The sequence below is a fragment of the Streptomyces sp. WAC 06738 genome, assembly GCF_003945505.1.
Classification (GTDB): Bacteria; Actinomycetota; Actinomycetes; order Streptomycetales; family Streptomycetaceae; genus Streptomyces.
Genome location: NZ_CP029618.1, coordinates 4,199,245 through 4,213,719, shown reverse-complemented (window position 1 = coordinate 4,213,719; position 14,475 = coordinate 4,199,245). Strand labels below are relative to the sequence as shown.

General features: G+C 72.5%; 15 protein-coding genes. 4 read left to right on the top strand and 11 right to left on the bottom strand.

Translation table 11 applies throughout. The features are described 5' to 3' along the window. Positions 1-15 precede the first annotated feature (15 nt). Complete coding sequence (locus tag DMB38_RS18265; protein WP_125936087.1) at positions 16-546, top strand: hypothetical protein; 531 nt, start codon at positions 16-18, stop codon at positions 544-546. Between the two features lie 81 nt (positions 547-627). Here the strand turns inward: DMB38_RS18265 and DMB38_RS18260 are convergent, their stop codons facing one another. The 10 genes from DMB38_RS18260 to DMB38_RS18215 form a co-directional block, all read right to left on the bottom strand. Continuing rightward, positions 628-1,644 carry an oligopeptide/dipeptide ABC transporter ATP-binding protein gene (locus DMB38_RS18260; protein ID WP_125936086.1) on the bottom strand — a complete coding sequence of 339 codons (1,017 nt, stop codon included), beginning with the start codon at positions 1,642-1,644 and terminating at the stop codon, positions 628-630. Continuing rightward, positions 1,641-2,645: an ABC transporter ATP-binding protein gene (locus DMB38_RS18255; protein ID WP_125936085.1), complete on the bottom strand. Its 1,005-nt coding sequence runs from the start codon at positions 2,643-2,645 to the stop codon at positions 1,641-1,643. Before DMB38_RS18255 ends, DMB38_RS18260 begins: the two co-directional genes overlap by 4 nt. Before the next feature lie 17 nt (positions 2,646-2,662). Continuing rightward, on the bottom strand, positions 2,663-3,574 hold the full coding sequence (locus tag DMB38_RS18250; RefSeq protein ID WP_125936084.1) for an ABC transporter permease: 912 nt from the start codon (positions 3,572-3,574) through the stop codon (positions 2,663-2,665). After that, a complete protein-coding gene (locus DMB38_RS18245; RefSeq protein ID WP_240662356.1) occupies positions 3,571-4,500 on the bottom strand; it encodes an ABC transporter permease in 930 nt (309 codons plus the stop codon). The genes DMB38_RS18250 and DMB38_RS18245 overlap by 4 nt, the downstream gene beginning before the upstream one ends. Next, positions 4,497-5,585 (bottom strand): LacI family DNA-binding transcriptional regulator, encoded by a 1,089-nt coding sequence (locus tag DMB38_RS18240; protein WP_125936083.1) that lies wholly within the window; start codon positions 5,583-5,585, stop codon positions 4,497-4,499. The genes DMB38_RS18245 and DMB38_RS18240 overlap by 4 nt, the downstream gene beginning before the upstream one ends. Positions 5,586-5,604: 19 nt before the next feature. Further along, positions 5,605-7,137: an ABC transporter substrate-binding protein gene (locus DMB38_RS18235; protein WP_125936082.1), complete on the bottom strand. Its 1,533-nt coding sequence runs from the start codon at positions 7,135-7,137 to the stop codon at positions 5,605-5,607. Positions 7,138-7,152: 15 nt separating this feature from the next. Continuing rightward, positions 7,153-7,527, bottom strand: a complete 375-nt coding sequence (locus tag DMB38_RS18230) for a hypothetical protein (RefSeq protein WP_125936081.1) — start codon at positions 7,525-7,527, stop codon at positions 7,153-7,155. A gap of 7 nt (positions 7,528-7,534) precedes the next feature. Next, the gene (locus DMB38_RS18225; RefSeq protein WP_125936080.1) at positions 7,535-8,470 is read right to left on the bottom strand and encodes a DUF6772 family protein; all 936 of its coding nucleotides are present in this window, start codon (positions 8,468-8,470) and stop codon (positions 7,535-7,537) included. Further along, positions 8,467-9,585: a hypothetical protein gene (locus DMB38_RS18220; RefSeq protein WP_240662355.1), complete on the bottom strand. Its 1,119-nt coding sequence runs from the start codon at positions 9,583-9,585 to the stop codon at positions 8,467-8,469. Before DMB38_RS18220 ends, DMB38_RS18225 begins: the two co-directional genes overlap by 4 nt. 196 nt (positions 9,586-9,781) lie before the next feature. Next, entirely contained in the window at positions 9,782-10,738 is a 957-nt protein-coding gene (locus tag DMB38_RS18215; RefSeq protein WP_125936079.1) for a pyridoxal-phosphate dependent enzyme, read from the bottom strand. Positions 10,739-10,762: 24 nt separating this feature from the next. On the opposite strand from DMB38_RS18215, the gene DMB38_RS18210 reads away from it, so the two are divergent. The 3 genes from DMB38_RS18210 (at position 10,763) to DMB38_RS18200 (ending at position 13,546) form a co-directional block, all read left to right on the top strand. Beyond that, a complete protein-coding gene (locus tag DMB38_RS18210) occupies positions 10,763-11,290 on the top strand; it encodes a peptide deformylase (protein WP_125936078.1) in 528 nt (175 codons plus the stop codon). Then, the gene (locus DMB38_RS18205) at positions 11,287-11,958 is read left to right on the top strand and encodes a GntR family transcriptional regulator (RefSeq protein ID WP_125936077.1); all 672 of its coding nucleotides are present in this window, start codon (positions 11,287-11,289) and stop codon (positions 11,956-11,958) included. The genes DMB38_RS18210 and DMB38_RS18205 overlap by 4 nt, the downstream gene beginning before the upstream one ends. A gap of 106 nt (positions 11,959-12,064) precedes the next feature. Next, complete coding sequence (locus tag DMB38_RS18200; protein ID WP_125936076.1) at positions 12,065-13,546, top strand: sulfatase-like hydrolase/transferase; 1,482 nt, start codon at positions 12,065-12,067, stop codon at positions 13,544-13,546. A 78-nt stretch (positions 13,547-13,624) separates the two neighbouring features. On the opposite strand, the gene DMB38_RS18195 is transcribed toward DMB38_RS18200, so the two are convergent. Then, entirely contained in the window at positions 13,625-14,347 is a 723-nt protein-coding gene (locus tag DMB38_RS18195) for an alpha/beta hydrolase (RefSeq protein WP_125936075.1), read from the bottom strand. Positions 14,348-14,475: the final 128 nt, after the last annotated feature.

Here is a 14,475-nt window from a genome sequence, read left to right as displayed (position 1 = left end):
AAGGAGCCGGTACCCATGCGCCGTTACGCAGCAGCCACCGCCGCAGCGCTCTGCCTCACCGCCACCCTGGCCGCCCCGGCGGCGACGGCCGCGGGCGGGGAGGGCGACGACGGGGGCTGGCGCCCGGTGGACTACCCACCGGTGAACTACCCCGCGGGCGAGCGCTGCGACTTCCCCTTCCGCACCGAACCCCTCCTCGACGAGACCATGGTCAAGACCGTCGCCACCTACCCGGACGGCTCTCCGAAGACCGAGCTGTACAAGGGCGCCCTCCTCGTCCGCGTCACCAACCTGGAGACGGGCGCGAGCTACGACGCGGACGCGGGCGGCCGCTCGATCGTCCGCTACGCCCCGGACGGCGGCCACGTCTACTACGCCACCGGCCCGGTCCTCATCGGCTTCAAGGACGGCCAGGGCAACCTGCCCCGCGGCGAGTACCTGGTCGACGGCGTCTACACCCTGGAGATCACCGCGTCCGGCCACCGCACGGTGACGTGGAAGGAAGGCACGAAGAAGCTGACCGACGTCTGCAACAAGATCGCCTGAGCCCGGCCGCAGCCCGCCGGCCGCCCCGGGGCGGAGCAGGCAGCTCCCGGGGGAGCTGCCTGCTCACCGAACGTGACCCGCTCAGCGGGCGACGGCCTCGCCCGCGGGTTCGCCCGCGTAGTGGCACGCCGCCGGGTGGGTGCCCTCGTCCCGTACGCGGAGGGCCGGGGGGTCCGTTCTGCACAGGTCCGTTGCCAGGGGGCAGCGGGTGTGGAAGCGGCAGCCGGGCGGGGGGTCGGCCGGGGAGGGGACCTCGCCGGTGAGGGGGAGGGTCGCGGTGGTGTCCGGGCGGTCGTGGACCGAGGGGGCCGCGGCCAGGAGCGCCTGGGTGTACGGGTGCTGGGGGGACTCGAAGACCTGGGCCGCCGTGCCGTGTTCCACGATCGTGCCCAGGTACATCACCGCCACCTCGTCCGCGATGTGCCGCACCACGTCCAGGTCGTGGGAGATGAAGAGGTACGCGATCCCCAGCTCCCGCTGCAGATCCGCGAGCAGGTTCAGGATCTGGGCGCGTACGGACACGTCCAGCGCCGACACCGCCTCGTCGCACACGATCAGCTTCGGCCGCAGCGCCAGCGCCCGCGCGATGCTCACCCGCTGGCACTGGCCGCCCGACAGCTCGTGCAGGCGGCGGCCCGCGTACGACGCGTCCAGGCCCACCCGGGTGAGGAGCCCTGCCACCTCCTGCGCCTCGTCCGCCGGTGCCCTCTCCTTGTGGATGTGCCACCCCTCCGCCACGATCTCCGCGACCCGCATCCTCGGGTTCAGGGACGTGTACGGGTCCTGGAAGACCATCTGCAGGTCGTTCGCCACCCGCCGCCGCTCGCGGCGGCCCGCCGTCGCCAGGTCCAGGCCCGCGAAGGAGACCGAACCCGCGAAGGGCGGCAGCAGGCCCACCACCGCGCGGGCCAGCGTCGACTTGCCGCAGCCCGACTCGCCGACGATGCAGACCGTACGTCCCGGCCGTACCGCCAGGTCGACGCCCGCGACCGCGTCGACGCGGCGGCGGCCCAGGCCCACGCGGCCCGCGACCGTGTAGCCCGCGTGCAGGTCCCGGATGTGCAGCAGCGCGTCCTGCGGTTGCTTGCCCGTGCTCATGACGCCGCCTCCACGTTCCCCGCCTCGGCCAGGACCTTCCCGCTGTGGTGGCAGGCCGACTCGTGGGCCTGCCCCACCGCCGTCAGCGCCGGGTCCTCCGTGCCGCACACCTTCGTGGCGTACCGGCACCTCGGCGCGAACGCGCACCCCGCGGGCAGCGTCCCCGGCGCCGGCGGCTGCCCCTCGATCGGCACCAGCCGCCCCGGCCGCGCCGGGTCCGGGACCGCGTCCAGCAGGCCGCGGGTGTACGGGTGCGCCGGTGCCGTGTAGACGTCGTCCAGCGCGCCCGTCTCCACGATCCGGCCCGCGTACATCACCGCCACGTCCTGCGCGACGCGGGCCACCACGCCCAGGTCGTGCGAGACCAGCAGCATCGCCATCCCCGCCTCCGTCTGCCGCCGGGCGAGCAGCCGCAGGATCTGCGCCTGCACCGTCACGTCCAGCGCCGTCGTCGGCTCGTCGGCCAGCAGCACCGCCGGGTCCAGGGTGAGGGCCATGGCGATGACCGCCCGCTGCCGCATGCCGCCCGAGAACTCGTGCGGGTACGCGCCGTACTTGACCTCCGCGTCGGGGATGCCGACGGTCCGCATCAGCTCCACCGCCCGCTCCCGGGCCGCGCGGCGGCCGGTGCCCCGGCGGCGCAGCGTCTCGGCGATCTGCCAGCCCACGGTGAACGACGGGTTCAGCGCCGCCATCGGGTCCTGGAAGACCATCGCGATCTTCGCGCCCCGCAGGTGCCGCCACTGCGCGCCGGTGAGCCCGGCGGTGTCGCGGCCCTCGATCTCGACGGTCCCCGCACTCACCCGCGCACCCGGCGGCAGCAGCCCCATCAGGGCCAGCGACGTCAGCGACTTGCCGCTGCCCGACTCGCCGACAAGGGCGGTGACCCGGCCGGGGACGAGGTCGAGGTCGACCCCGCGGACGACCTCCCGGGCACCGAAGGCGATGTGTACGTCCCGCAGCCGGGCCGCCGCGGATGTTTCCACGGTCGTGGCAGGCATCGTGTTCTCCTCTCCGCTCATATCTGCGACCGCGGGTCCGAGACGTCCCGGAAGCCGTCGCCGATCACGCCCACCGCCGTGACCACCAGCGCCAGAGCCGCCGCCGGCATGGTGGAGATCCACCACGCCGAGCCCAGGTAGTCGCGCCCCACCGAGACGGTGGCGCCCCACGACGAGGTGTCGACCGGCACGCCGAGGCCGAGGAAGCTCAGCGACGCCTCCGCGACCATCACCAAGCCCACCTGCACCGTCGCCGCGACCAGCAGCGGCTGCCAGACGGACGGCAGCACGTGGCGGACCATGATCCGCACGTGGCCCGCCCCCAGCACCCGCGCCGAGTCGACGAAGCCGAGCCGCCGCGTCGCCATCGCCGACGCGCGGGCGACGCGGGCGAAGATGACCCACCTCGTGATCGCCAGCGTGATGACGATGTTGGTGACGCTCGGGCCGAGGACCCCGGCCAGCAGGATCGCCAGCAGGATGGAGGGGAAGGCGAGCTGGATGTCGCCGATGCGGGAGGCGATCGTGTCCGGCCAGCCGCCGAAGTAGCCCGAGACCAGCCCGACGACGAGGCCGACCGCGCCGCCGACCAGGATGGTCGCGCAGGCGACCAGCAGCGAGATCCGGGATCCCGCCAGCAGGTTGGCGAGCAGGTCGCGGCCCATCTGGTCGGTGCCCAGCCAGGCGATGTCGCCGGTGTCGGTGCGCTCCCCCGGCGACAGCAGCCGGTTCGGCAGGTCGGTGGCCACCGGGTCGTACGGGCGCAGCAGCGGCCCGACGACGGCGGCGAGGACGAAGAGCGCGAGGATCCCGGCGCCTATCCACACCCGCACCGGCACCCGCCGCGCGGCGTCGCCGGGGGACTTGCCCGTACGGGGCTCCTCTGCGGCGGGCGCAGGAGCGGGCGCGGCCGCGGTCGTGCTGCTCATGCGTCCTCCGGGGTGAGGCGGGGATCGATGACGAAGTAGACGACGTCCACGAGCAGGTTGAGGACGATGTACGCCAGCGTGATCGTGAGGATCGCGGCCTCGACGACCGCGTAGTCGCGGTTGGTGATCGCGTCGACCATCAGCGAGCCGATGCCCGGCCAGGAGAAGACGACCTCGATGATGACCGCGTTGGCGATGAAGTTGCCCATCAGCAGGCCGAGTACGGTCACGACCGGGATCGCGATGTTGCGGCCGACGTGCACGTACTGGATCGTCCCCTCGCCCACGCCCTTCGCGCGGGCCGTACGGGCGTAGTCCTTGGCGCCCTCCTCCAGCGCGCTGCTGCGCACCAGCCGGGCGAGCCAGCCGATGAACGGCAGCGACAGCGTGAAGGCCGGCAGCAGCACCGCCGTGGGCGAGCCGTCGACGGTCGCGGGCAGCCAGTCGAGTTGGCGGGCGAAGATGAGGATCAGGACGATCCCGAGCCAGAACGACGGGATGGCCTGGCCGGCGAGCGAGCCGGTGGAGACCACCAGGTCGAGCAGCTTTCCGGGGCGGCGGGCGCAGAGCATGCCCAGCGGGATCCCGACGGCGACGGTGAGCAGCAGCGCCGCGAGCGAGAGGCTGAGGGTCGCGGGGAAGCGGTCCAGGGTGTTGCCGAGGGCGGAGCCGCCGAGGCGCCAGGAGTCGCCGAGATCGCCGCGTACGATGCCGGCGAGGTGGTCGGCGTACTGCCGCCACAGCGGGTCGTCGAGGCCGAAGTCGGCCCGTACGCTCTCCAGTTGCTCGGCGGAGGCGTCGGGGCCGACGATCAGCTTGGCGGGATCGCCCGGCACGACGCGCACGATGAGGAACACCAGCGTCAGCGCGCCGAAGGCGACGACGACGGCCTGCGCGAGGCGTTTGGCGAGGAACGCGCCCATCATTGCTCACCTCTTCTTCCCAGTGGTCCGGCGGAGGCGCGTACGACGAGTTCGGGGGCGAGGAGGGTACGGATCGGATCCGCGTCCTCCGCGACGGAGTCGGATCCGGACCGCACCCGCTCCAGCAGCCGGTCGACGCCGGCCCGGCCCACGTCGGGCGCGGGCAGCCGGACCGTGGTCAGGGCGGGGTCGAGGTACGCGGAGAACGGGTGGTCGCCGTGGCCGACGACCCCGATGTCCGTGCCGACCCGCAGCCCCCGCTCGGTGAACGCCCGGTAGAGGCCGAGCGCGTGGTAGTCGTTGCCCGCGAGCACCACCGCGCCGGGCCCCGCCCGCCGCGCCAGTTCCGCGCCGACGGCGTACGCCACCCCGGGGTCGAAGGGACCGGAGACCGGCACCCCCTCCGGCGCGGCCGCCGGATCCACGCGCACCACCGCGTCGTCGGGCGCGGCGATCCCGCGGGCCGCCAGCGTCTCGCGGAAGCCCCGGATACGCTCCGAGACCGGCGAGATCTCCAGGTCCTCCTCGACCAGGTACAGCTCCCTCGCCCCGCCGTCCAGCACGTGCTCGGTCGCCGCGCGCGCACCGGCGTAGTAGTCGACGCCCACGACGTCGGCGTCCAGCTCCGGCAGGTGCCGGTTGAGCAGCACCACGGGCGTACCGGACTTGCGCAGCCGGCTCCAGTGCTCCGCGCCGTGCTGCACGGGTATGGCCAGCACGCCGTCGACGCCCCAGCGCATCAGCTCCTCGGCGGCGCGGCGCTCGTTCTCCGCGGAGTCCTCGGTGACCATGAGCATCAGCGAGTAGCCGCGTTCGCGGCCGCGCTCCTCGATCGCGGAGATGAGGCGGGCGTAGAAGGGGTTGGCCGGGTTGGTGATGACGAGCCCGAGGGTCATGGCGTTCCGCAGCACGAGGGAGCGGGCCATGGTGTTGGGCACGTAACCGAGGCGTTCCGCCTCCTCCTTGACCCGCTCGCGGGTCTCGGGGCTCACCGCGTCCTTGTCGGCGAGCGCCCGGGAGACGGTGTTGACCGACAGGTCGAGCGACAGGGCGATGTCGCGCAGCGTGGGTCGGCGGCGTGGGGTCATGGGATCCTCCGGCACGGGGTCATCGGCGCCCCACCACGGCGAGGTCGGGCTGGTTGTTCGGGGCGGGGGTGAAGCCGGTCAGCTCCTCCGCGCGCCCGTACCCGGTGACGAGGGTGACGGGGAAGAGACCGACGGCGTCCGACCATATGGTCCCGCAGGCCTCGCCGTAGAGCGCGTTGCGTTCCGGTCCCTCGGGCGCACCGGCGGCCCGGGCCAGGACGGCGTCGAGCTCCCCGTTGGCGTAGCCGAGGCGCTTGGCCTCCGAGGTGTAGAGGCGGCCGATGGTGAAGGCGGCGTCGCCGGTGGTCACGGTGTTCGTCTGGAGGTTCATGTCCCAGTCGAGACCGTTGAGCCGCTCCAGCCACATCGCCTTCTCGATGCTCTGCGGCTCGACGGTGACGCCGATGTCGGCCCACGCCGAGATCAGCGCCTGCGCCAGCTCCCGCGACAGCGGCCCGGTGGCGTCGAACCACATCATCGAGGTGGAGAACCCGCGCCCGAGCCCGGCCCGCGCCAGCAGCCGGCGCGCCTCGTCCGGGTCGTACGGCCAGGGCCGCTGCGGCGCGAAGCCGGCGACGGTCTCGGGTATCGGCGCGCGCATCTGCTTGCCGCCGCGGCCGAAGAGGGAGTCCACGATCTGCGGCACGTTCACGGCCTGGCAGAGCGCGCGGCGGACGTCGGGGTCGTTGAAGGGCTCGCGCCCGCAGTTGAACCAGTTGAAGTAGTACGTCCAGGAGGGCACCGACTCGACGGTGATCCCGGAGACCCCGGTGACCTCGGGCAGTTGGTCCGGCGGCACCGGCCAGAGCAGGTCGATGTCGCCGTTACGGAGGGCGGTGATCGCCGTCGAGGTCTCCGCGATGTACGGCATGGAGACGGCGGGCAGTTCCGCCCGGCCGCCCCAGTAGTCGTCGAACCGCGCCAGCTCGACGGAGGTCGACGGGGTGAAGCCGGTGACCCGGAACGGACCGGAGCCGACGGGGCTCCGCTTCTGCTCCGGGTCCGCGACCAGCCGCGCCGGGACGACGAACAGGAGGGTGAGGTTGACCGGGAGCGAGCCGAGCGGCCCGTCCGTGGTGAAGACCACCGTGTGGTCGTCGGGCGCCTCGGCGCCCGTGACCGTCGCCCAGAGCGGGGTCTGCGCGGACGCGACCTGCTGGGTGTGCTTCAGGCACGCGACCACGTCGCGGGCGGTGACCTCGCTGCCGTCGTGGAAGACGGCGCCGCGGCGGAGCGTGAAGACCCACTTCGTGTCGCCCTCCCGCCGCCACCTGGTCGCGAGCCCCGGCGCCAGCTCCGCGCCCTCGCGCCGTACGAGGGTGTCGAAGACCAGCCGCTTGACGATCAGCGACGCCTCGTCGACGGCGGTCGCGGCGTTGTACGGGTCCAGGTCGGTGACCGGCTGCCCGAACGCCGCGCGCAGCGCCCCGCTGGGCGCGGCGCTGCCGACGCCGCAGCCGGACAGCAGCACCGCGGTGGCACCGAGCCCCGCCATCGCCAGGAAGTCCCGCCGCGCGGGGCCTCTCCCACTCGCTCTGCTCGCCCCGGTCATCTCACCACCTCCGGATCATGACTTGAGTGCCAGGTAGATCAGGACCTTGAGGGACGAGGCCGTGTCGCCGGTGGCTTCGGCCGGTTCGTCGACGACGGTGCCGCGCAGCCGCAGCCAGCCGCCGAAGCCCTCGGCGGGCCAACTGTGCAGCGGCCCGTCGTCGGGGTCGACGGACTGTTCCGTGCCGCGGTCGAGGTCGCACCAGTGGAGGCCGTCAGGCGATATCTGGGTGCGTACGAGCATCCGCGGGGCGCGCCCCGAGGCGTCGAGGACGCGCACGAACCAGCGGGCCTCGCGGGCCCAGGCGGCCTCGTACGGCTCGGTGGTGAACTCGCCCGTCAGGGTCGCGTTGCGCTCGATGACGGCGGTGAAGGACTGTCGCATGGTCATGTCGCCCTCACCAGTCCACCGAGATCAGCACGGAGTCGAGGTACAGGAAGTTCCGCACGTCGGTGTGGGTGCGGACGGAGACGTAGAAGTTGAGCAGGTTCTGCAGCGACCCGTACTCCTCGTCGTACGGCGGGACGGGCACGTCGGACATGTCGTGAACGACGTCGTTCACCTGGAGTTCGACGTTGCTGCGGGTGCGGGTGTCGATGACCCAGCGCAGATAGTGCCAGTTGACCTTGGTGGGGACCTCGTTGAAGCAGAGGTCCTGCCGCTCGCCGAACTGCCGCCAGTCGGCGGGGTCCGGGGCGGTGAAGTCCGCGGTCCGCGGGAGCTTGACCTTGCCCTCGAAGTGCTCGCGGGGGGTCGGCTCGGGGACCGTGGGGTACATCCAGCGGTGCTGCACCTCGTGGTCGAGATCGGTGTTCTGGTACCGGACGACGTTGTGGTAGCGCACGCCGTCGCAGATGTCCGTCGCGACGGTGAGCGCGCCGAACTGCTGCTCCGACGGGTGGTTGTTGGCGTCCCACCGGCCGCCGCCGGCGGCGGTCGCGGCGCCGTTCTCCGCCGAGGCGGCCTCCGCCTTGTACGCGAAGTACGTCTCGAACTGCACCCGGCCGCGGCCGGACATCGTCAGCCGCCGGATCGCCACGCCGGTGTGCCCCGTGACCGGCCGGGTGGCGACCTTCAGGGCGTACGTGCCGGACATGGCCCCGTGCGTGCCGACGTCGAAGAAGTTGCAGGAGCTGAGCTGCGGCGGCCGGAAGTCCGACATGTGGTCGTCGACGGTGTCGAGATCACCGTGCTGGTCGTGGTTGCCGATCAGCTCGATCCACCCGTGCGTCCCGGTGTTGAAGTCGTCGTGGACGAGGATGCGCCGCAGCGGGTTGAACTTCGCCAGCTTCGGGTCGAGCAGGCGCGGATCGGGGTGTGGTGCGGTCGTCACCGGTTTCCTTTCATGAGGCGGACGGTGGCGTAGGAGAGGTTGTGGTCGGAGCGGAGGAGTTCGGCCTGCGGTCCCTCGGTCGCGGTGGTCTGCGGGATCTGCACCCACTCGCTGACCTCCGTCCCGTTCCGGACGAAGAGGTGGTCGATCTTCTCGCCGAGGGGCAGCGGGATCTTGCCGCCGTTGTACGAGGCGTACTCGTCGCCGGTGACGCGGTCCGCGACCGCGAGCGCGTCGGTGAAGCCGACGTCGGAGAAGGCGTCGATGGCGCTGGCGCCCTCGGCGATGGAGCCGGAGTTCATGTCGCCGGCGAAGACGATGGGCAGGTTGCGGGTGTGCTTGTTGCGGAGGGTCAGCTCCTCGGCGGTGCGCCTGGCGTCGGCGTAGCGGACCTCGTCCCAGTTCTTGGTCCAGCCGTTGGGGTCGGTGGCGCCGTTCTTGCGGTATTCCAGGTGCATGTCGACGACGACGAAGCGGGCGCCGGAGCTCTTCTCGCGCAGCACGTTCCAGGTCATGGTCTTGCCGTAGATCTCGGTGGAGTCCGGCAGCCAGAGCAGGTCGTGGGGGAGTTCGCGGCCGCGCCTGTCGAGGTGGGAGTAGCGGGAGGCGTCGTAGTACGTGTAGCGGCCGGCGCCGGACTTGAGCGGGTAGCCCTTCTCCGGGTGGCGGGTGCCGGCGTAGTCGGCGGGGGCCTCGGCGTAGCCGTGCTCCTGGAGGGCGGCGGTGAGCGGCGCGCGGAAGGACTCGACGTCGACGGCGGGCTGGCTGGGCGTCGCGTTGTTGCCGATCTCCTGGGTGGCGACGACGCCGAGCCCGGCCGCGTCGATGTCCGCGGCGACGTCGGCGGCCCGGCCCTCGGCCCAGGGACGCAGCTTGGTGGCGCAGTCGCGGCCGATGACGCGCTCGCACTCGGCCTTGGTCGGCAGGCACCCGTGGCCGCACACGTTGTACGTGCCGACCCGGACCTCCACGGTCCGCCCGGCCGCTCCGGGCCGGCCGTTCTCCCCCTGGCCGTCCTGGTCTGAGGCCGCGGCGGCTGACCCGCCGAGCAGCGCGAGGGCTATCGCGACGCCGGGGACCACCACGGTGGATATTGCACGCAATCTGGGACGCATCTCGGCTCCAGCCTCGACATGAACGTTAACGTGAGCGTTGCGATGAGCACGCTACGCATGCCGTGGCCGGAAGTAAACGGTCCGGACGCGACTACTTGGTGAAGGGGCGGCGACAAGGCGGCGCCCCCGGCCTCGGGTTGGCGAGGCCCGGGGGCGGCGGGCGGGGCGCGGCGGGGCCGCGGGGGTCATCCGGCCGTCAGCCGGTCCCGGCGGGCAACTCCGCGAGTTCGGCGAGGAGTTCGGGTGAGAAGTTGCTGCCGGTCACGACGGTCGCCAGAGCGCCGGGGGCGAAGCGGTGGTGGAGCGCGGCGGCGACGCCGAGGGCGGCGGCGGGTTCCAGGATCAGGCCCACGGTGTCGCGCACCGCCCGCAGCGCCTCGCGGATCTGGTCGTCGTCGACGAGCACCACGTCGTCCACGAGGCCGCGCATCCTGTCGACGGCCGCGGGCACGGGCACCCGGACGGCGACCCCGTCGGCGATGGTCCGGGCCTCGGGGGTGCTGACCGGCGCGTTCCGGCGCCAGCTTTCGGCCATCGCGGGGGCGCCCGCCGCGCAGACGCCCACGATCCGGGTGCGGGGCGCGCGGGCCTTGGCCCAGCAGGCGATGCCGCCGATCAGGGCCCCGTTGCCGACCGGTACGAGCAGGGTGCCGGTGAACGGCGCGAGTTCCACGGCGATGGTGCCGGCGCCCTCGGAGATGCGCGGCTCCTCGCCGTCCTCGACGAAGAGGCGGTCCGCGGCGCCGTCCGCGTAGGCCCGCGCGGCGTCCTTCGCGGCATCGAAGTCGGTCCCGGCCAGGACCACTTCGGCGCCGAGGTCGCGCATCCTGGCGACCTTGACGGGGTTCGCGTTCCGGGCGCAGTACACCGTGACCGCGATGCCGCGCGCGCGGCCCGCGTAGGCGACGGCCTGGCCGAAGTTGCCCGCCGAGGCGCAGACCACCCGCTGCCCCTCGGCCAGTTCGTGCATGAAGTAGTCCGCGCCGCGGCCCTTGAAGGACCGGATCGGGTTGAGCGTCTCCAGCTTGAGCGCCAGATCCCGGCCCACCCGGCGGGCCAGGGCGGCGTCCTCGACGTACGGGCTGTCGCGGAAGACGGGATCGATGAGGCTCGCCGCTTCCTCGATGTTCTCCACCTGCAAGGGCTTGACCATCTGCGCATCGTATACGATGAACGCATGGCCGTACGATCGACGCTCCAACTCGGCGATCCCGCCCTGCGCCTGCCCGCCGCCGACGTCGCGGAGCCGGGCTCGGCCCGGACCGCGGAAACCGCCGCCGACCTCGCGGACACCCTGGCCGACTGGGTGGCGCGCACCGGATACGGCCGCGGCATCGCCGCGCCGCAGATCGGCGTGGACAGCCGCGTGATCCATCTGCACCTGGACCGGCCCTGGACGCTCATCAACCCCCGGATCACGGGCCGTTCCAGGGAGACCTGGGAGCCGTGGGACGCCTGCCTCAGCTTCTCCCTGCAGTTCTTCTGCCGGGTCGGCAGGGCGAGATGGGTGGACGTGGAGTACGTATCCGCGGACGGCGAGCGGCACGGCCTGCGCGCGGACGGCGACCTCGGCGAACTGCTCCAGCACGAAATCGACCACCTGGACGGCATCATGGCGGTCGACCGGATGATCTCTCCGAGCACCCTGTGCATGCGCTCGGAGTTCGAGAAACGCCACCGCGACGAAAGCCCGTACCAGCAATGACCACGTACCCCGCAGGCGCGAACGAGCCCATCACCCGGGCGGAACCGCTCCGCGAAGCCGTCTACCTCCGTATCGTCGCCCTCATCACCGCGGGCGAGTACGCCCCGGGCGCCCCCCTCACCGAGGCCGGCCTCAGCCGCACCCTCCAGGTTTCCCGCACCCCTGTGCGCGAAGCCCTCCTCCGCCTCCAGGCCGAAGGCGTCCTCCAGTCCGCCCTGGCCCGCGGCTTCACCGTCCGCCCCCTCGTCCGCCGCGACGCCGCCGAGCTGTACCCGGTGCTGGCCGCCCTCGAAGCCCTGGCCGTCCGTACGATCACGGCGCTCGACCCGGCCACGACGGAGCGGCTGCGCACCACGCTCGGCGAACTCGAAGGATGCGCGGACCCGGTACGCCGCTGGCAGCTCGACACCGAGTGGCACACGACGATCGCCGCCGCGGCCGGCAACCGCCACCTGCTGGGCATGCTCACCCAACTGCGCACGAACCTGTCCCGCTACGAACTCACGTACATGCGCGAGGTGAAGTACCGCGCGGAGGTCGACCACGAGCACCGGAAGGTCCTGGCGGCCCTCACCGCGGGCGACTTCGCGCACGCTGCCGACCTGCTGGAGGCCCACTGGCACGACGGCATGCGCACGATCCTCGACTGGCTCGGGGGGCCGGATTAAATCGTCCGGTCATTGACGGGGTCCGGCGGGCGTTCGCATGGTGCCGGTAGCACTCCTCCTTCTCGCTCTCCTTCTCCGTACCCCGCACCGGAAAGGAACGGACGCCGTGACGTGCCCTACCGCCCCCAACATCGTGTTCGTCATGACCGACCAATTCCGTGCCGACTTCACCGCGGGCGAGGGGTTCGGTCTCGACACCATGCCCTTCCTCGACTCCCTCGCCGCCGGCGGCATGCGGTTCAGGCGGGCGTACACGACCGCGCCCGCGTGCGTGCCCGCGCGCACCAGTGTGCTGACCGGGCGGTGGCCCAGCGCGCACCGGGTGCGGCAGAACTCCACGCCGCAGGGGGTGATGCGGGGCGACGACCTGCTCGACGTGCTGGGCGGGGCCGGATACCAGCTCTTCTACGCCGGGAAGACGCACATGTACCGGGGGCGGAAGGAGTTCTTCGACGCGTTCTCCGGTCCCTACTGGCACGAGAGCGGGCCCGACGAGACCGCCGAGCAGCAGGACTTCGCGCGCTGGATGCGGTCCGTCGACCACGGCCCGACGACGGAGGCGACGCCGTTCCCGGTGGAGCTGCAGTTCGCGCACCGGATCGTGTCCGACGCGATCGGGCAGATCTCCGCGCGGGACCCCGGGAAGCCGTTCTTCTCGTGGATCTCCATGCCCGAGCCGCACAACCCGTACCAGGCGCCGGAGCCGTACTTCTCGCTCTTCGGCGAGGACGAGGTGCCGGCGCGGACCTGCGGGCCGGAGGCCGCGGAGCGCAAGGGCGGGGCGTACAAGTGGCTGCGGGAGCTGGTGGAGGAGAAGCGGCCCGGGTACGACCGGCTCTGGCGGCGGTACCGCGCCACGTACTGCGGGATGCTGCGGCTCATCGACGACCAGTTGCGCCGCCTCGTCGACCATCTGAAGGCGGAGGACGTCTGGCGCGACACGCTGCTGGTCTTCTTCGCGGACCACGGCGACTACGTCGGCGACTACGGCCTCCAGCGCAAGGGCGCCGGGATGCCGGAGGTGCTGGCGCGGATCCCGATGGTCGTCCACGGCTGCGGGGTCGAGGCGCGGGACAACCGGCGGGACTTCGTCTCGCTCGCCGACCTGCTGCCGACCGTCTGCGAGGCGGTGGGACGGCCGCTGCCGCTCGGGGTCCAGGGCCGCAGCCTGTGGCAGATGCTCACCGGGGCGGACTACCCGGCGGCGGAGTTCGCGGACGTCGTCACCGAGCGGGGGTACGGCGGGCTGCCGTACCCGGACGACGCGCGGCCGGAGCTGCACTTCCCGTACGAGGGGACGACGTACGACGAGCTGAACACCGTGACGCAGAGCGGGTCTTCACGGATGCTCCGGCACGACCGGTACAAGCTCTACCAGCACGTGGACGGGGAGGCGGAGCTGTACGACGTCGCGGCGGACCCGATGGAGCTGCACGACCGCTGGGACGACCCGCGCCTGCGCCACGTCCGGGCGGACCTGACCCAGCGCCTCCACCGCTGGTCCCTCCGCCTCACCGACGACCTCCCCGACGGCGCCTACGACCCCCTCCTCCCCGCACACAACTGGCACCGCGGGGAAGGCGATTAGCGCCGGCCGCCGCGCGGGGGTGGCGCGCGGCGGCTGCATACGGGTGCACGGGACGGTTCGCGGGGCGTCATGCCGCCGTCAGCGGACCGACCGTGCCGCCTCCTCGATGAGATCGGCCACCGCGTCCGGCCGCGAGACCGTCACCGCATGGCTCGCGTCGAGCGTCACCGTACGGGCCTCGGCGCGCTCCGCCATGAACCGCTGCGCGGCGACGGGGATGTTCTTGTCCTCGGTGGTGAGGAGGGCCCAGGACGGCACCGTCCGCCAGGCGGCGGCGCCCGCGCCCTCGCCGAGGGCCGCGCTCGTGATGGGGCGCTGGGTGGCGGCCATCCGCTGCGCGGTGACGGGGGGCACGTCGGCGGCGAACTGGCCGTGGAACTTGTCCTGGTCGATGGAGAGGTCGGTGACGGCGCCGCCGTCGGGCAGCGCGGTGGGCACCTCCTTCAGCGTCTCGCCGAGGGTGCTGCCGGGGAACTTTCCGGACAGTTCCGCGGCGCTCTCGCCCTCGTCGGGGAGGAAGGCCGCGACGTACACGAGCGCCTTCACCTTGTCGTTGCCGGCGGCGGCCACGCTGATCACCGAGCCGCCGTAGGAGTGGCCGGCGAGGACGACGGGGCCTTCGACGCTGTCGAGTACGTCCCGGAGGTAGGCGGCGTCGCTGCGCAGGCCGCGCAGCGGGTTGGCGGGGGCGACGACCGGATATCCCGCGCGCCGCAGCTTGTCCACCACCCCGTTCCAGCTCGACCCGTCGGCGAACGCGCCGTGGACGAGGACGACGGTCGGCTGCTTGCGGTTCGACATGAGGAGCCTCCGTGGCTGGTTTCCTGCGCCGCCGGGAGGCCCCGGCGACACCCGTAAAGCTAGCGCACAATTCCCTTGGACACAAGTTAGTTGCGTGCGAGCTGAACGGGCGGGGGCGCGCCCGTGAT